Annotated in this window: 15 protein-coding genes; 6 read left to right on the forward strand and 9 right to left on the reverse strand. The window is 61.0% G+C overall.

Going from position 1 to position 24,513, the window contains the following annotated elements:
• Positions 1-180 precede the first annotated feature (180 nt).
• On the reverse strand, positions 181-2,895 hold the full coding sequence (gene mgtA / locus G6041_RS20220) for a magnesium-translocating P-type ATPase (RefSeq protein ID WP_011999014.1): 2,715 nt from the start codon (positions 2,893-2,895) through the stop codon (positions 181-183).
• Between the two features lie 567 nt (positions 2,896-3,462).
• On the reverse strand, positions 3,463-4,584 hold the full coding sequence (locus G6041_RS20225; protein WP_054628794.1) for a ribosomal protein uL16 3-hydroxylase: 1,122 nt from the start codon (positions 4,582-4,584) through the stop codon (positions 3,463-3,465).
• A gap of 149 nt (positions 4,585-4,733) precedes the next feature.
• Between G6041_RS20225 and G6041_RS20230 the strand changes: the two genes are divergently transcribed.
• Positions 4,734-4,901, forward strand: a complete 168-nt coding sequence (locus G6041_RS20230; RefSeq protein WP_007781021.1) for a hypothetical protein — start codon at positions 4,734-4,736, stop codon at positions 4,899-4,901.
• A 124-nt stretch (positions 4,902-5,025) separates the two neighbouring features.
• Positions 5,026-7,965, forward strand: a complete 2,940-nt coding sequence (locus G6041_RS20235; protein WP_011999016.1) for an autotransporter domain-containing protein — start codon at positions 5,026-5,028, stop codon at positions 7,963-7,965.
• Between the two features lie 61 nt (positions 7,966-8,026).
• On the opposite strand, the gene glgX is transcribed toward G6041_RS20235, so the two are convergent.
• From glgX to G6041_RS20270, 7 genes are all read right to left on the reverse strand, one after another.
• Complete coding sequence (gene glgX / locus G6041_RS20240) at positions 8,027-10,102, reverse strand: glycogen debranching protein GlgX (RefSeq protein WP_041460782.1); 2,076 nt, start codon at positions 10,100-10,102, stop codon at positions 8,027-8,029.
• 68 nt (positions 10,103-10,170) lie between these two features.
• The gene (treY, locus tag G6041_RS20245; RefSeq protein WP_011999018.1) at positions 10,171-12,702 is read right to left on the reverse strand and encodes a malto-oligosyltrehalose synthase; all 2,532 of its coding nucleotides are present in this window, start codon (positions 12,700-12,702) and stop codon (positions 10,171-10,173) included.
• Entirely contained in the window at positions 12,699-14,483 is a 1,785-nt protein-coding gene (gene treZ / locus G6041_RS20250; RefSeq protein WP_011999019.1) for a malto-oligosyltrehalose trehalohydrolase, read from the reverse strand. The genes treY and treZ overlap by 4 nt, the downstream gene beginning before the upstream one ends.
• A gap of 305 nt (positions 14,484-14,788) precedes the next feature.
• The gene (locus G6041_RS20255; RefSeq protein ID WP_041460783.1) at positions 14,789-16,108 is read right to left on the reverse strand and encodes a type II toxin-antitoxin system HipA family toxin; all 1,320 of its coding nucleotides are present in this window, start codon (positions 16,106-16,108) and stop codon (positions 14,789-14,791) included.
• A gap of 2 nt (positions 16,109-16,110) precedes the next feature.
• Positions 16,111-16,392 carry a helix-turn-helix domain-containing protein gene (locus G6041_RS20260; RefSeq protein ID WP_011999021.1) on the reverse strand — a complete coding sequence of 94 codons (282 nt, stop codon included), beginning with the start codon at positions 16,390-16,392 and terminating at the stop codon, positions 16,111-16,113.
• 130 nt (positions 16,393-16,522) lie between these two features.
• Positions 16,523-17,407 carry a siderophore-interacting protein gene (locus tag G6041_RS20265; protein ID WP_011999022.1) on the reverse strand — a complete coding sequence of 295 codons (885 nt, stop codon included), beginning with the start codon at positions 17,405-17,407 and terminating at the stop codon, positions 16,523-16,525.
• A complete protein-coding gene (locus tag G6041_RS20270; RefSeq protein WP_011999023.1) occupies positions 17,404-18,615 on the reverse strand; it encodes an MFS transporter in 1,212 nt (403 codons plus the stop codon). The genes G6041_RS20265 and G6041_RS20270 overlap by 4 nt, the downstream gene beginning before the upstream one ends.
• 135 nt (positions 18,616-18,750) lie before the next feature.
• Between G6041_RS20270 and G6041_RS20275 the strand changes: the two genes are divergently transcribed.
• Genes G6041_RS20275 through G6041_RS20290 form a run of 4 tightly spaced genes read left to right on the forward strand, consistent with a single transcriptional unit; the run spans position 18,751 to position 24,500 of the window.
• Positions 18,751-20,499, forward strand: a complete 1,749-nt coding sequence (locus G6041_RS20275) for an IucA/IucC family protein (RefSeq protein WP_011999024.1) — start codon at positions 18,751-18,753, stop codon at positions 20,497-20,499.
• Positions 20,492-21,439, forward strand: coding sequence for a GNAT family N-acetyltransferase (locus tag G6041_RS20280; RefSeq protein WP_041460792.1), 948 nt, complete (start codon positions 20,492-20,494; stop codon positions 21,437-21,439). Before G6041_RS20275 ends, G6041_RS20280 begins: the two co-directional genes overlap by 8 nt.
• The gene (iucC, locus tag G6041_RS20285) at positions 21,436-23,181 is read left to right on the forward strand and encodes an IucA/IucC family protein (protein WP_011999026.1); all 1,746 of its coding nucleotides are present in this window, start codon (positions 21,436-21,438) and stop codon (positions 23,179-23,181) included. The genes G6041_RS20280 and iucC overlap by 4 nt, the downstream gene beginning before the upstream one ends.
• Complete coding sequence (locus G6041_RS20290) at positions 23,178-24,500, forward strand: lysine N(6)-hydroxylase/L-ornithine N(5)-oxygenase family protein (RefSeq protein WP_011999027.1); 1,323 nt, start codon at positions 23,178-23,180, stop codon at positions 24,498-24,500. Before iucC ends, G6041_RS20290 begins: the two co-directional genes overlap by 4 nt.
• Positions 24,501-24,513 lie beyond the last annotated feature (13 nt).

Consider the following 24,513-nt stretch of genomic DNA (forward strand, 5'->3'; position numbering starts at 1 on the left):
GATACGTACCTATATGTGCATTTTATAGTCTCCAACCCTATAACCACACATTCAGTAAGTATACAACATTAGCGTCGTTTTTTGAGAATGGTTACAACTTTAGTGCTTTGTGTACAACTTTATTGTCTTCGGACACGTGGTAATAACAAAGGGGCGTCGGCCCCTTTGTCACTGGTTTACTCAGAACCACTGTCCAAATTTGCGGATGTACAGCCGTTTCATGCCCTGCACGACCACACAATAGGTGAAAAGAATCCCCACCAGCCACGGGAAATAGCTCAACGGCAAGGGCACCAGTCCAATCATATGGCCGAGCGGCGAGAACGGAATGGCGATGCCGACTGCCATCACGATCCCTGTGGTTATCAGCACCGGCAGCGCGGCGCGGCTCTGAATAAACGGGATTTTCCGGGTACGCAGCATATGCACCACCAGCGTCTGCGACAGCAGCCCTTCCACAAACCACCCGGACTGAAAGAGCGACTGCGCCGCAGGCGAGTTGGCGGCAAACACAAACCACATCACCGCAAAGGTCGCCATATCGAACAGCGAGGACGTCGGCCCCATCCAGATCATAAAGCGCTTAATATTCTGCGCATCCCATTTACGCGGCTGACGCAGAAACGCCTTATCCATGCGATCCCAGGGCAGCGAGAGCTGCGAAATGTCGTACATCAGGTTCTGCACCAGCAGATGAATGGCCAGCATCGGCAGGAACGGCAGAAACGCGCTCGCCACCAGCACCGAAAAGACATTGCCGAAGTTAGAGCTGGCGGTCATGTTCAGGTATTTGATGATATTGCCGAAGGTCTCGCGCCCGGTCAGCACGCCCTGCTCCAGCACCATCAGATCTTTTTCCAGCAAAATGATATCCGATGACTCTTTGGCGATATCCGCCGCGCTGTCAACCGAAATCCCGACATCCGCATCGCGCAGCGCCGGCGCGTCGTTAATGCCGTCGCCAAGGAACCCAACCGTGTGGCCGTTATTTTGCAGCGCCCGCAGAATGCGGGATTTCTGCAATGCCGTCAGCTTCGCGAAAATCGCACAGCGTTCAACCGCCACAGCAAGCTGCGCTTCGTCCATATCGTCAATGACATCGCCCGTCAGGATCTCGCGGCGGTCGATCCCTACCTGCTCGCAGATGCAGGCCGCCACCAGCGGGTTATCCCCGGTCAGCACCTTCACGGTAACGCCGTGCTCATGGAGCGCTGAGATCGCCTGCGCCGCGCTCGCTTTTGGCGGATCGAGAAACGTCAGCATCCCTTCAATAATCAGCCCGTTTTCGTCCGCCACGCAGAGGGGATGATCAAGCCCGGTCTGTGGCAGTTCGCGTGTCGCCACCACCAGCACCCGGAAGCCCTGCGCGTTGTACTGGAGCGTTAAGCGCAGGTACGCGTCGCGGCGCGCCTCATCAAGCGCATACACCGTGTCGCCCTCGCGGATATGCGTCGAGACAGAGAGCATCTCTTCAACGGCACCCTTGCAGATAAGCGTCTGCTGATGCTCGCCATACCCTTCCACCACCACAGAAACGCGGCGGCGTACAAAATCAAACGGCAGCTCGTCAATTTTGAAATAGCCGGATTGTATCGATGGTGAAAGCGCGGCCTGCCCGGACGCCAGTACCGCCTTGTCCATCAGGTTTTGCGAGCCGCTCAGGTTGACGCTGTTCAGCCAGGCAAGTGTGAGCACATGCAGGCTGTCGCGGCCGTGGCAGTCGAGATGCTTTTCAAGAACAATCGAGTCCTGGGTGAGCGTGCCGGTTTTATCGGTACAGAGCACATCCATCGCGCCAAAATTCTGTATGGCGTTCAGGCGCTTCACAATCACCTTGCGACGGGCCATGACAATCGCCCCCTTCGCCAGATTAGAGCTGACAATCATCGGCAGCATTTCTGGCGTCAGCCCCACCGCGACGGCCAGCGCGAAAAACGTGGCGTCCAGCCAGTCGCCTTTGGTGAAGCCGTTGATGAGCAGCACCACCGGCACCATCACCAGCATAAAGCGGATCAGCAGCCAGCTGACACTGTTCACGCCTTTATCAAACGCCGTCTGGGTGCGGTTGCCGACGAGCGATTTCGCAAGCGATCCGAAATACGTTTTCGCGCCGGTCGCCACCACCACGCCGCAGGCGGTGCCGCTCGCGACATTGGTGCCCATCAGACAGATATTGCCCCGCTCCAGCAGGCTGGCGCTGTCGTCATGGATATCGTCTGCGCTTACGCCTTTCCCCTGCACATGGCCGGTGACGTCATATTTTTCCACCGGCAGCGACTCGCCGCTCAGTATCGCCTGGCTGATAAACAGATCCCGTGAGGCAATGAGCCGTAAATCCGCCGGGATCAGATCGCCCGCCGAGAGAGTCACGATATCGCCCGGCACCAGCTCCTCGACCGGGATTTCCCGTTTCTCGCCGTCACGGTTGCTGACGGTACGGCGCAGCACGGTCGCCGTCGTGCTTACCATCGATTTCAGCGCCTGCGCGGCTTTATTGGTGCGAAACTCCTGCCAGAAGCGCAATAAGCCGCTCAGCAACACCATCGTCACAATGGTAATAACGCCGGTCAGATCGGTCTCCTGCCCTGCGCGCAGCGGATACCAGTAATCGGTAAAGAAACTGATCAGCGCCAGCGCCATCAGCACATAGATAAACGGGTTGTTGAACGCCTGGAGCAGTTGCACCAGCGCGGGCGGCGCGTTGTCATGCGCCACGGCATTCGGGCCATAAGCGGCAAGGCGCGCCTGCGCCTCTTTTTCCAGCAGTCCTTTTTCGCTGCTTTCCAGCCGCGCTACTGTCTCTTGCGGGCGCTCTGCGGAGGCCATTTCGATGCAAAACGTCGCCGCCTGTTTTTTTGCGGCATTATTCATTTTTCTGGAATTGTACTTTGCCATACCGGCACCTGTTATTCAGGGTGCAGCAAAACGCGCGGGCGTCTTACCGCAGGTTTTAAAACGCGCACGCCATTTCACCTTTAAAAAAGTAAAGGCGTGCTAAAGCATATTGTTAAAAACAGAAAGGAATTAACGCAGAGGCGGAGGGAACAGGGCTGTGTGAATAAAAAACATAGGTAAGCACTCCTTAATAAAACAAGGATTAATGTCCGGGGTGCAATAAGATGAAAACGTACATTGCTGCCCGCCATGAGAGGCAAACAGCGCAGGGATTGTCGCGAGTTTGCCCGTTAATAAATTCCGGTATCGCTGTTCAGAAGGGGAATCTCCATCAATAATTTTCCCGCAGTATAATGCGCGACCCTGTAAAGTAAATGCCTAACGGCCTGAGGTTTACAGAGCGTTTAGATTTTTATTTCAACACGCGGCGTACTCAGTTTGAATTCACAGCGGCCTATTATTTCCGGGTTGCGTAAAATCCCATAACGCTTTTTTATTAACGACTGCCAGGTTATTTCATAAAAAGAAAACGGCCTTCATGAGAAATGAAGGCCGTGCGCCAGCCGTTTATTCGTCAAAGAACCAGTAGCCCTGATTTATCAGCGCGGTCAGTTCCTCCATAAATGCGGGGTGATGCAGCGCGTCGCCAAGTTCATGCTGGCTGAGAGCGGTATAACGGCACAGCGCGTCAACCGCGCGCGGGTCGGCGGTCTCATACGGCTCGCTGTTAATGAAAAAGCCGCCGTTGACGTTCAGCACCCGCAGGCCAGAGAGGCGCGTCAGCGTTTCGCCGCCCAGCAGCGCCTCGCGCACCTCTTCAGCCGTATACGGCGGTTCGGCAGGTGCAATATCCAGTTCGTGGCGCGGCGTGGTGACGAACGATCCAAACCAGCGGGTGAAATCTTCCGGCTGGTTCATCATCTCAATCATCATCTGGCGAATACGCTCAAGCTCATACGCCTCGATGCGGCCCGGATGGTCGCGGCAGGTCAGATCCGGGTCGCTGTAGTGCTCGCCGCCCAGATCGTTTTCCAGCGCGTAGTCCGCAAAGCTGCTGATTAAATCGCGCCCGTTCGGCCCACGGAAACCGACGGAGTAGTTCAGCGCCGTTTCATGGGTGAAGCCGTCATGTGGGAATCCGGGCGGAATATAGAGGATATCGCCCGGTTCAAGATCTTCATCGATAATTGGCTCGAACGGATCGACATGCAGCAGCGCCGGATGCGGGCAGAACTGACGCATCGGCAGCTTGTCGCCCACGCGCCAGCGGCGGCGGCCCATGCCCTGAATAATAAACACGTCGTACTGATCGATATGCGGGCCGACGCCGCCGCCCGGTACGGAATACGAAATCATTAAATCGTCCAGACGCCAGTCCGGCAGCACGCGAAACGGACGCACCAGCTCGGCGGAGGGCGCGTGCCAGTGGTTCACCGCCTGCGCCAGCAGCGACCAGCCGGTTTCACCCAGCCCGTCGAAATGTTCAAACGGGCCGTGACTGGCGTGCCACTTACCGTTTTTATGGCTCACCAGGCGGCTGTCGACCTCCGGCTCCATCGCAAGCCCGGCCAGTTCGTCCGGCGTGATCGGGTCAATAAAATTCGCAAACGCCTGTTTCAGTACGACAGGTTTTTTCTGCCAGTAAGTTTCTAAAAATTCCGGCGAGTTCAGATTGAGTTGGTAAGCCATAGCATCACACCAGTGAAGGATTGAGGGCGCGATTATAAGAAGGCCGGGTGGTTCAGCGCCTTGTCATGGGTCAAGCGCCGACCCCGCGCATTATCAATGCGCCCTGTTTTTCGCTATGATGCGTACTGCTGTTTACCGCCGGAGGGCTTATGCATTATCTGCTGGAACTGATTTCCGATCTTATTTTGTACTGGCCAACCCGTAATCCGCCGCCGGAAGGAAGAAATGCCATTCCTTCGCTCAAACACAAGCCGCTGTTTCGTATGCCCGAGGGCGATCCGCTGAAAAAAGACGAGCAGCCTAAAGAGCCCGAATAATCGCCTGCGCCTACGCCGCTAATTATCCCCGAAAACCCCGTTATATCGGCCCATCGCTGCCGCCTGCGCAATGTTACGCTGCGTGATAATCCAGTCATTTTAATAATTTCACGGCAGGTGATTGATGGCGCGTCACGTTTCCGGGCTGCTGAAAGCGGTCTGTTTCCTCTTTGTTTTTGCCGTGCTGTTTGCAGTGACGCTCTCCTCTGCCCGCGCGCTTTCCACCGCGTGCACGGCGCTGAACGCGGCAAGCCCGGTGAGTTCCGGCCTCAGCACGTACAACGCCAGCAGTTTCAGCGCAGATGAAACTCTCACCGTCTCGTTTACCGACAGTGGCGCGGGTACAGGCGGCCTGCCGATGAATGCGGATACCGTCATCATGCAATCCCGTGACTTCTCGCAGCATTATCTGATGCATTACAGCTCCGATGGCAATGCGGGGAGTTTCAGCACCACGCTGACCGGCGCACAGCTCACGGCGGGCGGACTCTGGTTAAAAGTCTCAACGGCCAACGGCTTTATCAGCCCGGTGACGGTTTCCTGTACTGCGGCGGCCACGCTCTCCTCCGATGCCACGCTGAGCGGGCTCTCGTTTTCCGGCGGCGCGCTCTCGCCTGGCTTCTCAGCCAGCAACACCAGCTACCACGCGACGGTCGATTACGCGGTCTCCTCGGTGACGCTGACGCCAGTTACCACCCACAACGCCTCCACTGTCACCGTGAATGGCAACGTCGTGTCTTCCGGCTCCGCATCGCCCTCTGTCAACCTGAGCGTGGGTACCAATACCCTCACGATCGTCGTAACCGCCGAAGATGGCACCACCAAAAACTACAGCGTTGTTATCCAGCGCAACGAGCAGACGCCCGTGGCGGGTAACGTCAGCGCGCAGGTGGCGTCCAACAGTCAGAATAACCCCATTGCACTCGCGCTCTCCGGCGGCACCGCAACGGCGGTGAATCTGGTTAGCCCGCCGCAGCACGGCACGCTGATGATTTCCGGTACGACGGTTACGTACACGCCGCTGGCCGGGTATAGCGGCAGCGACAGTTTTACCTACAACGCCAGTAACAGCGCGGGCACCTCGGCGAACGCCACAGCATCGCTGACCATTACCGCGCCCGCGGCCGTGACGATATCGCCCGCCAGCGGCGCGCTTACGCCTGCCACCGTGGGCAGCGCCTGGTCGCAGAACGTTTCCGTCACCGGCGGCACAGCGCCTTATATCTGGACTGCGCATGGCCTGCCGGCAGGTATCACGCAGAACAGCGCGACCGGCGCGCTCTCCGGTACGCCCACCACGTCCGGCAGTTTCAGCATTTCGCTGACCGCGCAGGATGCCGCGGGCGTTTCTTCCACCGTAACCTATACGCTGGTGGTATCAAACGGCGCGCCACCTGACGCCACGCTCGTGATGACGCCAGCGGCGGGCGCGCTCCCGTCCGGCACCGTTGGCACGGCCTTATCGCAGACGTTCGCGGTGAACGGCGGCGCTGCGCCATATCGCTGGCAGCTGAGCGGCTCGCTGCCCGCTGGGCTCACTTTCTCCGGTGGCCTCCTGAAAGGCACGCCGGGCGTGGCAGGCGACAGCGCCTTTACGCTGTCAGTCACCGATGCGAACGGCACCACGGTTCACGCTGCCTACACGCTGCGCATTAACGCCGCGGCGGCACAGGCGGTGGATCAAAGCGCGTCGCTCTCTGCCGGGCGCGTGACCCGCGTGTCGCTCACGCGTGGTGCCACCGGCGGCCCGTTCACCGGCGCGCGTCTGCTGGCCCCCCCGGATAAACGCCAGGGCACGGCCAGCATCCAGCCGCAGGGTGGCGATTACGAACTGACATTTACCGCCGCGCCGCAGGCCAGCGGTACCGTTGTGCTGCGCTATGTGTTGTTAAGTGCTTCGGGCATTACGTCACCTGCGACCATTACGTTCTCCATCGCCTCACGCCCCGATCCGTCGAAAGACGCCAGCGTGACGGGCACCGTCAGCGCGCAGTACCAGGCGGCGCAGAACTTCGCCCGCGCGCAGATCCGCAACTTCAACGATCGCCTTGAACAGCTGCACGGCAGCGAAGACGTACCGTCCAGTCTGAATGGCGTCCACTTCGCCCTGCCCTCCTCGCCGGCGGAACGCGGGCTGGATACCGATCTCTGGAACGCCGCGCTTCAGCAGCAGGCGCAGCTGGATGCGCAGAACAGTCTGCCGCCTGCGCTGCCATTTGGCATGCAGACGCCTGGCCAGCGGCTCTCTTACTGGACGGGCGGCTATGTCGATTTCGGGCGCGATAAAGACGCGACGATGCGCCTGAGCCATACGCTGGTGGGCGTCAGCACCGGCGTGGATTACCGCTTCACGCCCACCGTGACGGCAGGTGTGGGAATGGGGTTCGGGCGCGACGTCAGCGATATCGGCGACACCGGCACCCGCAGCAATGGCCGCTCACTGAGCACCGCGCTGTATGCGAGCTATCACCCGGACGCGGTTTTCGTCGACGGGCTGTTAGGTTACAGCCGCCTCGATTTCGACAGCAAACGCCACGTGAGTGAAACAGATGTGTATGCGCGCGGCAGCCGCGCCGGCAGCCAGGTCTTTGTCGCGCTGACCTCCGGCTACGAATTCCGCCTGCCGCAGAGTCTCGTCTCGCCGTATGGCCGCGTGCAGATTTCAAAGACGCATCTGGAGAGCTACAGCGAATCGGATGCGGGCATGTATAACCTGGCGTTCGCGCCGCAGCGTTTTTCACAGGTGACGGGCAGCGCGGGCCTGCGCGCCGAACACCGTGTACCGGTAAGCTGGGGCGATCTTCGTCTGCAAAGCCGCGTGGAGTATTCACGCCTGATGAATGACACCGGCAGCGCGCGCGTCGGGTATGCCGATACCGGCAACGACACCTGGCGCCTGTCGCTGTATGAGCAAAATCGCCAGACGCTGGCGCTTGGCGTCGGGCTTGATATGGCGCTACCGAATGGCGTCACGCCTGGGCTTGCGTATCAGGGTACGCTGGGGCTGGATGACAGAGGTTCACGCGCCCAGACCATCATGGCGCGCATGAACGTGGCGTTTTAATCTGCCATAAAAAAACGGCGCAGAAGATAACCCCTGCGCCGTTGGTTTTATGGCATCGCCATTACGGACGTCTGAACAGCGCGATGCTGCGCCCTTCGAGCTCGAAATCCTTCTCTTTGGTGATAACCAGGCCGTGATTCGCGGTGTCGGAGGTGGTCAGTTCCAGCACCCAGCCGCCTTCGCCAAACTGCGGAATGCGGAACGGCACGTTGCCTTCAAACGGGTTGAACAGCATCAGCACGTCGTGCCAGATGCCCTCTTCGGTCTCCAGATCGGGCCTGCCGATGTACACCCCGAGCGTCGAGCCTTCGTCCCACTGCTCCGGCTGCTGATAGCCGCCGCCCGCGTTGAACCACTCGATAACCATCCCGTCGCGCCAGTTTTCACGGCGCAGCAGCGGCTGCTCGGCGCGCAGCTTAATCACCTTACGGGTGAATTCGCGCAGCGCCTCGGCGCTTTCCGGCAGGTTCTCCCAGTGCACCCAGGAAATTTCGCTGTCCTGGCAGTAGCCGTTGTTATTCCCCATCTGGCTGCGGCCAAACTCGTCACCCGCCAGCAGCATCGGCGTACCGTGGGAGAACAACAGCGTGGCGAGGAAGTTACGTTTCTGGCGCTCACGCACCGCGTTGATGCCTTCATCGTCCGTCGGGCCTTCCGCGCCGTAGTTGTACGAGCGGTTGTCGTTATGGCCGTCGTTGTTATCCTCGCCGTTATCCTCGTTGTGCTTCTCGTTGTACGACACCAGGTCGTTGAGCGTGAAGCCGTCATGAGCGGTAATAAAGTTGACGCTCGCCCACGGACGGCGGCCGCGCTGATCGTAGAGATCGCCGGAGCCGAGCAGGCGCGCCGCGAAATCGGTCGAGACGTTATCGCCCTTCCAGTATTCACGCACCGTATCGCGGTATTTGTCGTTCCACTCCGCCCAGCCCGGCGGGAAGCCGCCCACCTGATAGCCGCCGGGGCCGATGTCCCACGGCTCGCCAATCAGTTTCACTTTCGAGAGCACCGGATCCTGCATGATGGCGTCAAAGAAGCCGCCGCGCTGGTCAAATCCTTCCGGTTCGCGGCCAAGAATGGTGCCAAGATCGAAACGGAAACCGTCGATATGCATCGATTCCGCCCAGTAACGCAGCGAATCCATCACCATCTGCAGCACGCGCGGGTGCGACGTATTCACCGTATTGCCGGTGCCGGTATCGTTGATGTAATAGCGGTGCTGATCGGGCATGGTGCGGTAATAAGAGAAGTTATCGATACCTTTAAACGACAGCGTCGGGCCAAGCTCGTTGCCTTCGGCGGTGTGGTTATAGACCACATCCAGGATCACCTCGATACCGGCGTCATGGTAGGCACGTACCATATCGCGAAAACCCTGAATGCCGCGCGGGCCGAAATAGCGCGAGGCAGGTGCGAAGAAGCCGAGCGAATTGTAGCCCCAGAAGTTTTTCAGCCCCTTGTCCAGCAGATGCTGATCGTCCGGGAACCAGTGCACCGGCAGCAGTTCAACAGAGGTAATGCCCAGGCTCTTGATGTAATCCACCGTCGCCTTATGCCCCATACCGTCGTAGGTGCCGCGCAGCTCCGGCGGCACCGCCGGGTTGAGCTGCGTGAAGCCTTTGACATGAGTTTCATACACCACCGCGTGTGGCCAGGCGATGGTTGGCCGGTTCTGATCCTGCCAGTCAAATTCGTTCGGATCGATGACGCGACACTTCGGCATATAGGGCGCGCTATCGCGCTCATCGAAGGTAAGATCTTTATCTTCGTGCAGCAGGTCGTAGGCAAAATGCGCCTCGTTCCATTCGATATTGCCGACGAGATCGCGTGCGTACGGGTCGACCAGCAGCTTGTTCGGGTTAAAGCGATGACCGTTTTCCGGATCGTACGGCCCGTGTACGCGGTAACCATACAGCGCGCCAGGTTGCAGACCCGGCACATAGCCGTGCCAGACTTCATGCGTATATTCCGGCAGCGTCAGACGAGCGATTTCATTTTTGCCGCTCGGATCGTAGAGACACAGCTCCACGCGCTCGGCGTGTGCGGAGAAAATCGCGAAGTTCACCCCCTCGCCGTCGTAATTTGCGCCGAGGGGATAACTGCATCCCGCCGTGATTTCAAAAGCCTTACCGTTTGACATATCTCCCTCTCCCTCCGGACCGTAAATGTTCAGGACTACCACGATTCATGATGTTTATTTACATGGAATCAGTCGGTTATGAGTATCACGGACGAGCAGCCGTCGGCTGTCTCCAGGTTTATCCGATCGGCGAGCGTTACCGTCTCGCCGGTCAGCACGTTGCGCCAGCGTCGCTGCGCGAGCGTCGCTGGCAGCACGATGTGGGTGTCGTGCCAGCCTGCACGGGCCGGTAGCGACGCGCTTTCATAAAGCGCGGTGAACATCAGCCGCGGCGCTATCACGATGATGGCGTCATCGCCGAGCGTGCGGGCGTAAGCAATCACGTTACTGTCGAACTCGCCTTCGGCGTGAAGCGGCAAATAGTCACCGTGGCGGAACAGTGCTGGATTCTGCTGGCGCAGGTGCAGCACGCGGGCGATCAGATGCTGCTTAAGCCGCCCGCTGATCCAGTCCTGCGAGGTGGCAGCAAAATTCGCCTGCGGCGCCAGCATACTGTCGAGCGCGATGAAATCCGGCTCGCGGCGGTTATCCGGGTCCACCAGGCTGAAGTTGAGCGCTTCGCTGCCCTGGTAGATATCCGGCACGCCAGGCGCGGTCAGCTTCAGCGCCGTCTGGGTCAGGCTGTTCACCAGCCCCGCGCGGATAAACGGCTGCAACGCCTCGTGGAAATCCTTCAGGAAATCCTGATTATCCGGCGAGAGCATATGGCGTGCGTAATCCAGCACCGCTTTTTCATAGGCGTCGTTAGTGTCCGCCCAGTCGGTGCGCAGCTTCGCTTCACGCAGCGCTTTTTCCACGAAGCCCAGGAAGCGTTCTTCCAGCGCCTTCAGGCCTGCGGCGTCATCCGGCTTCAGCGTGGCAGGCCAGACGCCCGCCAGCGCCTGATAGAGCATCCAGGTATCGGCGCCCTTCGGCGCGGTGCCGTCATTGAGGAACACCACTTTGGTCTGGTTGAGCTGACGCCAGCGCGCAACGCACTCGGCATAAAACAGCGGCGCTTCGGTGAGTGCATAGAGCCTGGCGCGGGCGTCTTCGCCACGTTTGGTGTCATGGGTTGACGTGCTGGTAAGCGCGTCCGGCTGATGTTTCAGGCGCAGCTTCATCTCTTTATGGAAGCGATCCGCCGAGTAGGTGCGCGGCAGCGGCTCAGCCCCCACTTCATTGAGCGCAAGCTGCATGTTCTGGCGGAAAAACAGCGTGTCTTCCACCGATTTGGCCATCAGCGGGCCGGTAAGCTGCTGAAAACGGGTGCGGAACGTGGCGGCGTCGGCGAGTGAGCCGCCGGAGACGTTGCCGGCCAGCACATCAGCGAGAAACCCGAGCGCCTGCGCATCCGGCGCGTGCTCGCTGGCCTGCACTTTCGCGACCACTTTCTGCAGCAGCGCGCTGTCGGCGGGCGTCAGCCCCTGCGCGGTGCCGTAGGTGCGATACACCGGGAACGCCACCAGTAATTCGCGCAGCGCGCCGCGAAGCACCGGCTCTTCCAGGATCACGCCTTCCTGCTGTGCAATGCGGGTTGCCAGCCGCAGCAGCGTGGTGAACTCCCCTTCAAAATTCCGGTCGGCCATCAGCAGCTTGGCGTCACGCAGTTCGGCAGACATATCCACTTCCTGGCCAACCACGTCGTGATACGCCTTGCTGAGATCGTCGAGCTTCGCGTCATCCACCAGCACATCCGAGAGCGCGGCGATAAATTCATAGCCCGTGGTGCCGGAAATCGGCCAGTCGTCGGGGATCTGCTCGCCCTTGCCGAGTATTTTTTCGACGGTGATGTAGCAATCCGGCCCGGCTTTTTCACGCAGCCGCTCCAGATACGCTTTCGGATCGGCAAGGCCATCGACGTGATCCACCCGCAGGCCATCCACCGCGCCGGCGTGCACCAGTTCGAGGATCAGCCGGTGGCTGTCGTCAAACACGGCGTCATCTTCAACGCGCACGCCCGCAAGCCCGGTTATCTCAAAAAAGCGGCGGTAGGAGAGCGAGCGCGGCGCGTCGCGCCAGGAAATCAACTGATACGGCTGGCGGTCATGCAGCGCCGCAATCGCCTGTTTATCGGTAATGGCCAGCACGTCCGCCTCACGCCCCTGCCAGGTCTCCGGGTTGAGCGGGTAGTAGCTGTCGTAATAGGCGAGCGCGGGTTTGCCGGTTTTCGGATCGGGCTTAACGCTGATTTCGCCGTTCTCCAGCACGTTCTCAAACGTATCGCCCAGGAACGGCAGCGTCAGGCGGCGCGTCCAGTCGATATCGAAATGGCGGGCGTAACGGCTTTTTTCGCCGTGTTCAATCACATCGCGCCACCAGGGGTTTTCCAGCGACGCCGCCATATGGTTGGGCACGATATCGAGGATCAGCCCCAGCCCGGCGGCTTTGAGCGCCTGCACCATGCGGTCAAAGCCTTCGCGCCCGCCGATGGACGGCTCGATTTTATTGGCGTCGGTCACGTCATAACCGTGTGTGGAGCCGGTGGTCGCGGTAAACACCGGCGACGCGTACAGATGGCTGATGCCAAGCCGCTTCAGATAAGGCACCAGGCCCGCCGCGCGGTCAAACGTCATACCGTTGCGAAACTGAATGCGGTACGTTGAAGAAGGAATACTCATTGCGCGTCTCCTTTCGCCAGGCGAACGTGAATGCTGTTAGCAGGCAGTTCGTCGCCAGCCTGCGGCCAGGCGAACAGCGTATCGCCCGGCATTTCCGGCAGCGGTTGCGGGCGCTCGCCGATATTCAGCGCCAGCGACAGCGTGCCTTTCGGGAAGGTCCAGCTCACCGCCACGAAGCCCGGCGCGGTGTCGATAACGCGCCCGCTGTGGCCGCCCGCCGTGGACAGCAGCGGCACGATATGCTCACGGCGAAGCGTCAGCAGCTCGCGGGTGAGCGCAAGCCACGCCCTCCCCTCTTCGCTTTCCGGCTTCTGCCAGTCGAGCTTCGACATCTCAAACGTCTGCTGCGCGTTCGGGTCCGGCACGCTGTCGCCGTCCCAGTCGCCGTGGCCTTCAAATTCACGCGCGCGGCCTTCGCGCACGGCTTTCGCCAGATCGCCGTGGAAATCGGTAAAGAACAGGAACGGGTTGGTTTCGCCGTACTCTTCGCCCATAAACAGCAGCGGAATGTGCGGCGAGAGCAGCAGGGTGGCGAGCAACACTTTGGTACGGTCGCTTCCCGCGAGCTCAATCAGGCGTTCGCCCCAGGCGCGGTTGCCGACCTGGTCGTGGTTCTGGATAAAATCGACGAAGGCGACCGGCGGCTGGCCGGTGCTGTCCACGCCGCGCGGCTCACCGCTCTGCGGCGAGACTTCGCCCTGATAGGCAAAACCTTCCGTCAGTATGCGGGCAACGAGTTTTTCCGGCTGTTCGGCGAAGTCCTGGTAATAAGCGTGCGTTTCGCCGGTGGCGAACACATGGATGGCGTTATGGAAATCATCGTTCCATTCGCCGGTAAACAGCGGCGCGCTGCCGTCCGGGTTGCGCGGGTGCAGGAAAATCACGTTGCGGCTGTCTTCGGTGGTGAGATGCGCCGGGCGGTCGGTGATTTCCGCACGGATGCGCTCGGCGATTTCAACCAGCGCGTGTTTTGCTGAGGTATCTTCAATCTGGTCGATGGCGTCAAAACGCAGGCCGTCCAGGCGGTACTCTTTCAGCCAGTAGAGCGGCGCTTCAACGATGTAACGGCGCACCGCATCGACGTCATAGGCGATGCCGTTGCCCCACGGCGTCATGCGCTCTTTGTGGAAGAAATCGGGCGCCAGCAGCGGCAGATAGTTACCTTCCGGGCCGAAGTGGTTGAGCACGATATCCAGCACCACGGAAAGCCCGTGGGCGTGGGCGGCGTCGATAAACGCTTTGAAATCGTCCGGCGTACCGTAGGCGGAATGCGGCGCGTAAAGCAGCACGCCATCGTAACCCCAGCCGCGGTTACCGCCGAACTGCGACACCGGCAGCACTTCCAGCATCGTGACGCCAAGCTGCGCCAGGTACGGCAGCTTTTCAATCGCCGCGCGGAAGGTGCCTTCCGGCGTGAATGTGCCGATATGCATCTCATAGACGACCGTCTCTTCCCACGGGCGGCCATGCCAGTCCGTGGTTTGCCACTGATACGCGGCGGGATCGACAACCAGCGACGGCCCGTTAACGTCCGCTTTCTGGGCGCGTGAAGCCGGGTCCGGCACGGTCATGCCGTCTTCCAGCACAAAACAGTATTCGGTTCCGGGTGCGACGCCCGGTACTTCCCGTTCAAACCAGCCATCGCCTGTCGGCGTCATGGGCAAATCCTGGCCCGCGAGGCGCAGCGTCACGCGCTTCTGTCCGGTCGCCCAGAGACGGAAGCGAGCGGCGCCGTCCGCCGCATATTCGCTACCCCAACTTTTCAGGAATGTTGACTCCATTCTGTTACCTCATTTAATCCAGAAGTGAGCAGTGGCGCGATCGCGCGATTTCCGCTCCTGTGGCGCGCCTCAGGAACGTGAATGTGAAAGCATGATCCGGGTGCCGCAGCGGGCCGGTAGCGCGCAGGCCGCCTGTGTGAAAGCGGTTTTCTGCCTGGGAGGTACAACGGATTACGGATTGTCCCGACCCTGGCGGCATACGTGAACAATCATAGACCATTACCGGAGAAGTGCCGGGACGCGCGGCGGGGCGCGTCAGAAGAAGAGGTATCCGCGCCGCGTGCGAAACGGCGCAGGATGAGAGATTATGCGGCCGCGAGGCGCGCGCACTGCTGGTGCATGCCGTTAAAAATAACGTCGGCCAGAGAGGCGGGGAAATCCACCGGGAGCGCGTCGGCCACGCGCGCGATCACCGCAGGCGCGCTGGCTGTCAGCGCATCAATCATGTCGTTGACCTGCGCCGCCGACAGCCCGGCAAGCTCGCCCTGGCGCAGCCAGTGACGGCGGCGGATCTGGCTCAGGTGGTAATAGTTACTGCTGCCGCGCACCGCCATCGCCAGCTTGCACTTCTGCCACGCAATCTGGTTATTACCGGGCCCGATGACCGGCCAGGCGGAGAGCACGTCGTAAAGCGGCGTCAGGTGGTAACGGTTGCCGGGCAGATGCGCAATGCTGAAATTCTTGGCGTGGCCGTCGGTCGCGGCGAGGATCCAGAAGATAATCTGCGCGCGGAAGAAATTCGCGCGATCCGCCTGCGCGTTTTCTGAACGGCTCAGAACCGTCATGATATCACCGATGCCCGGCCCGCCGTCGGCCTGATATTTACGCAGCGGCGAAACGCCCAGCGCCTGGCACATATCCTCCTGCGGCAGACGCAGCCACCACCGGCCATCACCGGACAGACGGCGGTCGAAGCGCTCAACAATCAGCACTTTTTGCTCTTCGAACTGCGCCATCTGCGTGCGCGCGACCGGAATATCCCAGGCCGCCAGTAGCTGCGCGCAGAGCCATTCGTTTTCAATGGAGGTGCGCATATCCGCCTGCATGTTGCCCACCAGCCCCAGCGGCAGTTTGAAAATATGCGTGGTGGGCGTGTTGCCCTCCGGCAGGCACCACTGGTCTTCGTGCCACAGCAGCGCGGTTTTCTCCTGCGCGCCCGCAATGGAGAGCCGCAGCTCCTCTTCGCCGCCATGCTGGCCGGGGAACGCCTCTGCGGTGTGGCGCAGCATCGCGGCAATATCCACTGTGGAGAGTGGACGGGCACGGATGGTAAAGAGCCCTTCCGGCGCTTCACCGGCGGGCAGCAGCTGAATAGCGCCGACGCAGTCGCGCCCCAGCTCCGCCAGCAGATCGAACGGCTCCAGGCTCTGCGCCCGGTAGCGCATCGCCAGCCGCCGCCGGATGTTTTCGCTGTCCGGCAGCAGGTTGTCGAAGTAATCGCGCACCTGCGCGCCGCGGTAGGACTGATTACCGGGCGTGAACGGCAGCGACAGCGACAGCGGCCTGCCCTGCGGATCGGCAATCCACTCCGGCAGATAGGTCAGCCGGTCTTCGCCGTTGTGTTTATCCCAGTAACCGACCGGCAGGCCGTTCATCCAGAGCGCTAAACGCGACGTGCGGCGCATGATTACCACGCCTCGCGACGGGCAGGCGAATCGTCACGCGCGGGCGCGTCAGACTCCGCCGCCTGCGTTTCGCACAGCGTCATCTCAATGCCCAGCACGTTAAAGACGCGGAACAGGCGCTCAATGCTGGCCGTTTCGGGGTTCGCCTCCAGCCGCGCATAGGTTTGCTGCGTGACGCCAAGCCGCGCCGAAACTTCTTTCTGGGTCAGCCCCTGTTTTTTACGAAAGCCCACCAGCAGCGGGCGCAGCTGGCTGAGCGTTTTCAGTGGATACCGGGTGTTCATCTTGCTGGTCGCACCTTCAGATACATACGATAAGCTGTATTCTCTATTTTACACCCTTCAGGCTGTAGCATGCAATTACAGCATAAAGGGTGTTAAACGCAGAATACAGCCTGAACGCTGTAAAACGGCATTATACGTGGCTTTTACCGCGCGACCAGTACGCCATAAAACAGGCACGGGCGGGATCGAGCTGGCGCTCACGCGTCAGGTAGTGACGCAGCCGTTTCACCGCGCCGGACTCCGCGGCCACCCAGGCGCGAAACGCCCCTGCCCCGCCAGCACGCTGCCAGATGAGCGTTTCTTCGTCGTCATCTTCGGTCACCTGCGCCGACACCTGCCCGCTTACGGGTAACGTCGCGGCGTCTTTCACCGCTTCCAGCAGGCGCTCGCCATGCGCCGCGTTTTCATCACGCGCCAGCCAGTGAATATCGGCAAAGGGGTAACGCAGCGGCTGGATATCCTGCGCCAGCGGCACTTCCAGAAACGCCTGGACGCGCGGCGGCGCAGGCTGGCGCGCGAGCTGTTCAAGGATGCCGAGCGCGGCGGGCAGCGCGGTTTCATCGGCCACCAGCAGCGCCTGACGAAGGGCGTCGTCAGTGCTCCATTCATAGCCGCCGCTGTCGCCAGGGAAATCACGATCCGGCGCGACGACTTGCAGCGTATCGCCTGGTGCTGCGTTCATCGCCCAGCGCGACGCCGGGCCGTTGTCGCCATGAAGGACGAACTCGACATCCAGCTCGCACGCCTCTCTGCGCAGCGCGCGCAGCGTGTAGGTGCGCATAAAAGGCCGCCGCTCGCGCGGCAGCGCCAGATAATCCTGATACCAGCTGTCGCTCACCGGCAGCCGGGCGGTGTTGCCGTCGGGTCTGGCGAACATCAGCTTGATGCGCTGATCGGGCGCTTCATGTTTCATGTGCGCCACGTCCGGACCGGTAAACACGCAGCGCAGCAGCGAAGGGGTGACAGCAATGCGACGGCGCAGCGTCACGTTAAAAATGCGGTAACTGGCGGTCATACGGCAGGCTCCTGCGGCGCGGCGTGACGCCAGACGCCGATGCTTAACAGTAAAAACAGCGCGGCGGCGATAAAGGCGGCAGCAATCAGCATGTGCTCGCCAAACCAGAGAGAAATCACCGGCACCAGCAGGGCGCTGGCACCGTAACCGAGCGTGTGGCTGGTGGCGATAACCCCCGCGCCTTTACCGGTGGTGAGACGGTCATTCAGCAACACCTGATAGCCAGGCGTCGCCATCGCCGCGCCGAAAGAGGTCACGGCGATACCGGCGTAAAAGGCAATAAGCCCCGGCAGGATCATCAGCAGCAGACCGGCGGCCATCAGTACCGCCGCCGCCAGCAGCAGCGCGCGCGGCTGAAGGCGCTGCGGGCGCACCACCAGGAACTGCGCCAGCAGCGTGCTCGCCGCCGCCAGGCTTAACAGCAGCGCCACGTGATGGCTAACGGCACGGAGATCGCCATGAAACAGCGGCCTCAGATGCGGCGACAGGCCGAGCTGCATCAGGCTGATCGCGGCGGCCAGCAGTAACGCGAGCAAAAGGAAAGGCAGCATATCCGCACGCAGGCGCGCCGACTGGTGCGCCACGGGCGCAAGCGGCGGATCGTTATGCTGGCGCGCCACCAGCAGCAGCGCGATAAAGGGCGCGAGCGCCATCAGCCAGAGCGGCATCTGCGGGTGGACGCTCAGCGCGGCGGCGGCCAGCGGCGGGCCGATAAGACGCCCGCAGCTCAGCCCGGAACTGATGGAAGCAAGCGCCGCGAGCCGGTGCTCCATGCCCGCCCGCTGCATGGCCCACGTCTGCGCGGCGGGCACCATGCCGGAAACCGTCAGGCCGTAAAGCGCGCGCGAGACAATCAGCCCGGCAAGCCCTGAGGCAGCGCCGACCACGCCGCGCGCCATCCCCCAGACCACCAGCGCCATCACGGCGAAACTCAGCAGATAGCCGCCGAGCGCCGCCACGACCACAAATTTACAGCCACGTATTTCCGTCTGGCGTCCCCACCAGGGCGATCCGGGCAGAAACAGCATCGAGCCGAACATTAGCAGGCCGGCCCAGACGGAGAGCGACAGTCCCGTCATCTGCACCAGTTGGGGTAACACCACCAGCAAACCATTCTGCCCGATCCCGAGCAGACCCGCGCACAGCGCCAGCGGCCAGAGCGATTGTCCTGTGCGGCGGGCGTGTACAGCGTGAGAAGAAGCATCCATAAGCAGGTAAATATATTGTCAATAAAGATGAGGGAATTATGAAATTAATGAAAACAAATATTGCAAAAATAGTTGCCACTGTAAATAGAATCCCTATCATAACGATAATCATTATCAACAAAGGATGTGTTTGTTATGGTTTCCCTGCCCCGCCCTGCCGCGACAGATGTTGCGGCTCAGTGTTTTCTTAACGCGCTGCTGCGTGAAACCCGGGACTGGCAACTGATCCCCGGCGCATTACCGCAGGAGCCGGCGCAGATCCATTTACCGCTCTCTGAGACGCAGGCAATCCGCATTGCGCTGCGCTACTTCTCCCCGACGCAACATCATCAGTATCTGTTTCCGGCAATGCTGGTGGCAAGCGATAACGATAGCTGCGAAGCCGTTGATTTCACGCAGCTTGTCGACCTCATTCTGGCGAAGCCCGCCGTAAAAGGCGAACTGACCGATGACGTGCTGGCCCGTTTTGCGCGCCGCGTTCAGGAGAGCCACCGCCATACCTGGCAGGCGATTGAACTGCGTCACGACTGGGCCACGCTTCGCGCGCAGCCGCTCAACTTTGCAGAGGCTGAACAGGCGCTGCTGGTCGGGCATGCGTTTCACCCGGCACCGAAATCGCACGAGCCGTTTAATGAGACCGAAGCCCGCCGCTATCTGCCGGATTTCGCGCCACGCTTTCCGCTGCGCTGGTTTGCGGTGAATAAGGCGTATGTGGCAGGCGAGAGCCTGGCGTTAAATCTGCGTACGCGTCTGCTGCGTTTCGCGGCCCAGAGCGCGCCTGCGCTGCTTGAGCTCTTTACCGATACACGCTGGCTGGTGCCGATGCACCCGTGGCAGGCCGAGTATCTGCTCGCGCAACCGTGGTGCCAGGCGCTGGTGGAGAAGGGCGAGCTTACCGATCTGGGCGAAGCGGGCGCGCCGTGGCTGCCGACCAGTTCATCGCGTTCGCTTTACAGCGAAACCAATAACGACATGATCAAATTCTCGCTCAGCGTGCGCCTCACCAACTCGGTGCGCACGCTGTCGGTGAAAGAAGTGAAACGCGGCATGCGTCTGGCGCGGATGGCGCAGACTCCCCGCTGGCAGGCGTTGCAGGCGCGCTACCCGACGATGCGCGTCATGCAGGAAGATGGCTGGGTGGGCCTTTGCGACACGCAGGGGACTATTCAGGAAGAGAGCCTGATGGCGCTGCGCGTCAATCTGCTGTTCGACACGCCAGAAACACAGACCAACGTGCTGGTGAGCCTGACTCAGGCCGCGCCGGACGGCGGCGACAGCCTGCTGGCCTGCGCCGTGCGCCGCCTCAGTGAACGCCTCAGCCTGCCGCTCGCACAGGCGGCGCGCTGCTGGGTGCAGGCGTACTGCGAACGCATTCTGCTGCCGCTTTTCAGCGCCGAAGCCGATTACGGCCTGGTGCTGCTGGCGCATCAGCAAAACATTCTGGTGGAGATGCAGCAGGATCTGCCGGTCGGCCTGATTTATCGCGACTGTCAGGGCAGCGGGTTCACCGATGGCGCGCTGCTGTGGCTTGCGGAGGCCGGCGAGCCGGAAGCGGAAAACCGCTTCAGCGAAGCCCAGCTGCTGCGCTACTTCCCGTATTACCTGCTGGTGAATTCCACGCTGGCGGTGACCGCCGCGCTGGGTGCCGCCGGGTTTGAGAGCGAAGAAAACCTGATGGCGCTGGTGCGTGACGCGCTCGCGCAACTGCGAGCCACCGCGCGCGACACCCGCTGTCTCGATTATGTGCTGGAGAGCCGCCACTGGAACTGCAAGGGCAACTTCTTCTGCTATCTGCACGATCACAATGAAAACACCATCGCCGACCCGGCGGTCATCTACTTTAACTTCGACAATCCGTTTGCAGGGAGCACGCATGATGCCTGAAGCGCACATTGTTCATGACGGTTACGGTTTTCGCTGCGCGACGCTCAATCTGGCGCTGCCGCTGACCCTCGGGCTTGACGGCAGCGCCGTACTGCATCATCCGGGCGACGTGCCAGACGGGTGGCTGGCGGCCGCTCTCGATCAGTTGTTTGTCGCGGCGCCTGCCCTCACGGGCATTACGCTGCCGTGGGCGCAGTGGCGCGATGAGCCGCAGGCGCAGGCGCTGTTTGACGCCGTGCAGTGCGATTATCTGGCGCGCGACACGTTCTGGCAGCTGCCGCTGTGGCTGCGCGGCGAACGCATCGCCGCACGTGCGGGAATACAGTTTGACGAGACGCGCCAGCTCGCGTTCCCGGCGCGTCCGCCGCGGCCAGAAGGCGACGTCTATCGCCGCTACGATCCGCAAATCAAACGCATGCTCAGTTTCCGCGTGGCGGATGTGTCGCAAGATGCGGAGCGTTTTACCCGCTGGATGAACGCGCCGCGCGTGAACGCCTTCTGGGAGATGGCCGGGCCGCAGGCGGAGCAGGAAAAATATCTGCGTAAGCAGCTCGACGCGACGTACTGCTACCCGCTGATCGGCTGCTTCGACGACGAACCTTTCGGCTATTTTGAAATTTACTGGGCTGCGGAAGACCGTATCGGCCGCCACTACCGCTGGCAGCCGTTCGATCGCGGGCTGCACATGCTGGTCGGCGAAGAGCAGTGGCGCGGCGCGCAGTACATCCGCAGCTGGCTGCGCGGGCTCAGCCACTATCTGTGGCTGGACGAGCCGCGCACGCAGCGTCTGGTGGCGGAACCGCGCTTCGATAACCAGCGTCTGTTCCGCCATCTGCCGGTCGCCGGTTTTGAAACCGTGAAAGAGTTCGATTTCCCGCACAAGCGCTCGCGGCTGGTGATGAGCCAGCGCAGCCGTTTCTTCAGCGAGGTGGGACTATGACGGCCTTGCTTTGGGAGCGCGTAAACCGCGAGATGGTGGCGAAAATGCTCGCCGAGCTGGAATATGAACGCACGCTGACGGCGCAGGAGACAGACGCAGAACGCTGGACGATTGCGCTTGGCGATGAGACCTGGACATTTGACGCGAAGCGCGGCATCTGGGGCTGGCTGCATATCAACCCGGCGACGCTCGCAAACGAAAGCGGCAGCGCCATTGAGGCTGAAAGCGCCCTGCGCCAGCTGGCCGTGGTGCTGAAAATGAGCGATGCGCAGACGGCGGAGCATCTCGAAGATCTCTATGCCACGCTCAGGGGCGATATGCAGTTGCTCCAGGCTCGTGAAGGGCTAAACGCCGACGCGCTTGTCGATATGGATCCGGATGAACTGCAGTGCCTGATGTCAGGCCATCCGAAATTTATCTTCAACAAAGGGCGTCGCGGCTGGGGGCTGGATGCGCTGAAGGCTTACGCGCCGGAATACCGTGGCCGTTTTCGCCTGCACTGGGTGGCGGTACGCCGTGACCTGATGATCTGGAGCAGCGACGCCGACTGCGACATCAATAACCTGCTGGCAAGCGCGATGGACGACAGCGAACGCCAGCGTTTTACCCGTTACTGGCAGGCGCTCACTCTGGATGACCACTGGCTGCCGGTGCCGCTGCATCCGTGGCAGTGGCAGCAGAAAATCGCCCTGCATTTCCTGCCGCAGCTGGCGCGTGGTGAAATTATCGATCTCGGCGTGTTTGGCGATGAATACATCGCCCAGCAGTCGCTGCGCACGCTGACCAACGTCAGTCGCCGCTCGGCGTTCGATATCAAACTGCCGCTCACCATTTACAACACCTCCTGCTATCGCGGCATTCCCGGCAAATACATCGCCGCCGGGCCGCTCGCCTCGCGCTGGCTGCAACAGCAGTTCGCCGCTGATAAAACGCTGCTGGCACTGGGCGCGCAGATCCTCGGCGAGCCTGCGGCCGGTTACGTGACCCACACGGGCTACGCTGCCCTGCAAACCGCGCCCTATCGCTATCAGGAGATGTTTGGCGTGATCTGGCGGGAAAACCCCTCCTGCTGGCTGCGCCCTGGCGAACAGGCCGTGCTAATGGCCGCGCTGATGGAAACCGACAACGCGGGCCGTCCGCTGATTGACGCGTGGATCGCCCGCTCGGGCCTGAGCGCCGAAGCGTGGCTTTCACAGCTCTTCCGCGTGGTTGTTATTCCCTTTTATCACTTGTTGTGCCGCTACGGCGTGGCGATGATCGCCCACGGCCAGAACGTGACGCTGGTGATGAAAGACCATGTGCCGCAGCGCATTCTGCTGAAGGATTTCCAGGGCGATATGCGTCTTGTGGATGAAACGTTCCCGGAAATGGAGAGCCTGCCCGAGCCGGTCAAAGCCGTCACGGCGCGCCTTTCTGCTGATTACATTATTCACGATTTACAGACCGGGCATTTTGTTACGGTGCTGCGTTTTGTTTCGCGCCTGACTGAACAATGCGGCGTCAGCGAAACCCGGTTCTATCGCCTGCTCGCGGACGTGCTGCAGGACTATATGGCCGCGCACCCGGAGATGGCGGCGCGCTTCGCGCTGTTTGATCTCTTTAAACCGCAGATCATTCGCGTGGTGCTGAACCCGGTAAAGCTCACTTTCTCAGAGCATGACGGCGGCAGCCGCATGTTGCCCAATTACCTCACCGATCTTGATAACCCGCTGTATCTGGTCACCAGGGAGACCGCATCATGAAAACGTACGATTTCATCGGCATTGGCATCGGCCCGTTCAATCTCAGCATCGCCGCGCTCGCCGAAGGGCTTGACGGCTTCAGCTCGCTGTTTCTTGAACGCAAACCGCACTTCTCCTGGCATCCGGGCATGATGGTGCCGGACTGCCATATGCAGACCAGTTTCCTGAAAGATCTGGTCAGCGCGGTGGAGCCAACCAACCGTTACAGTTTTCTGAATTACCTGGTGCAGCGTAAAAAGTTTTACCGTTTCCTGACCACCGAACAGCGCACGGTGTCCCGCGAAGAGTTCGCCGATTACCTCTGCTGGGCGGCGGATAACCTGAGCAATCTGTCGTTCAGCCAGCAGGTGCAGCAGGTGAGTTTTAACGAGGCCAGCGGGCTGTTTGAAGTGGTGACCCAGCGCGATCGTTTCTTCGCACGCCACGTCTGCATGGGCATCGGCAAACAGATTAACCTGCCCGACTGTGTGCCGGCGCAGAACGACAGTTGCTTCCACGCCAGCGAAATGATGCTGCGTACGCCATCGCTTGCCGGTAAGCGCGTCACGGTCGTTGGCGGCGGCCAGAGCGGCGCCGATCTGTTCCTGAATATTTTCCGCGGCGAGTGGGGCCAGCCCGCGGCACTGAACTGGGTGTCGCGCCGCAACAATTACAACGCGCTCGATGAAGCCGCGTTCGCGAATGAATATTTCACGCCGGAATACCTTGAAAGCTTTGCCACGCTCGATGAGAAAACGCGCTGCGATCTGCTCGCCGAACAGAAGATGACGTCTGACGGCGTGACCTGCGAATCGCTGCTCGCTATCTATCGCGCCATGTACCACCGCTTTGAAGTGCTGCGTGAAAAACCCTGGGCGCAGCTGCTGCCGTCGCGCTCGGTCACCCGCGTGACGTCACAGGCGCAGGGCCAGCGTCTGTCGCTGCGCCATCATCTGGACGGCGGCCAGGAAACGCTGGATACCGATGTGGTGATTTTCGCGACCGGCTATCGCCCTGCCCGTCCGGCGTTCCTCGCCCCGCTGGCGCATCGGCTGGAGCTGGACGAACGCGAAGGCTTCCGGGTTAATACCGATTTCACGCTGGCGTGGAACGGCCCCGGCGCAAACCATCTTTTTGCCGTCAATGCCGGGATGCACAGCCTCGGCATTGCGGAACCCCAGCTCAGCCTGATGGCCTGGCGGGCCGCGCGCATTCTCAATGTCGCGCACCCTGATGCGCCGTTTGAACTGAGCACCACCCCTGGCGTGATCCAGTGGCTTTCCCGGCCGGAAACGGTCACCCGCCAGGTTTCTCAACCTGTAAACAGCACTGACTACTAACAGACTCAGGAAC

It is taken from the genome of Cronobacter sp. HA18003 (assembly GCF_011605905.1).
GTDB classification, from domain to species: Bacteria; Pseudomonadota; Gammaproteobacteria; order Enterobacterales; family Enterobacteriaceae; genus Cronobacter; species Cronobacter sakazakii.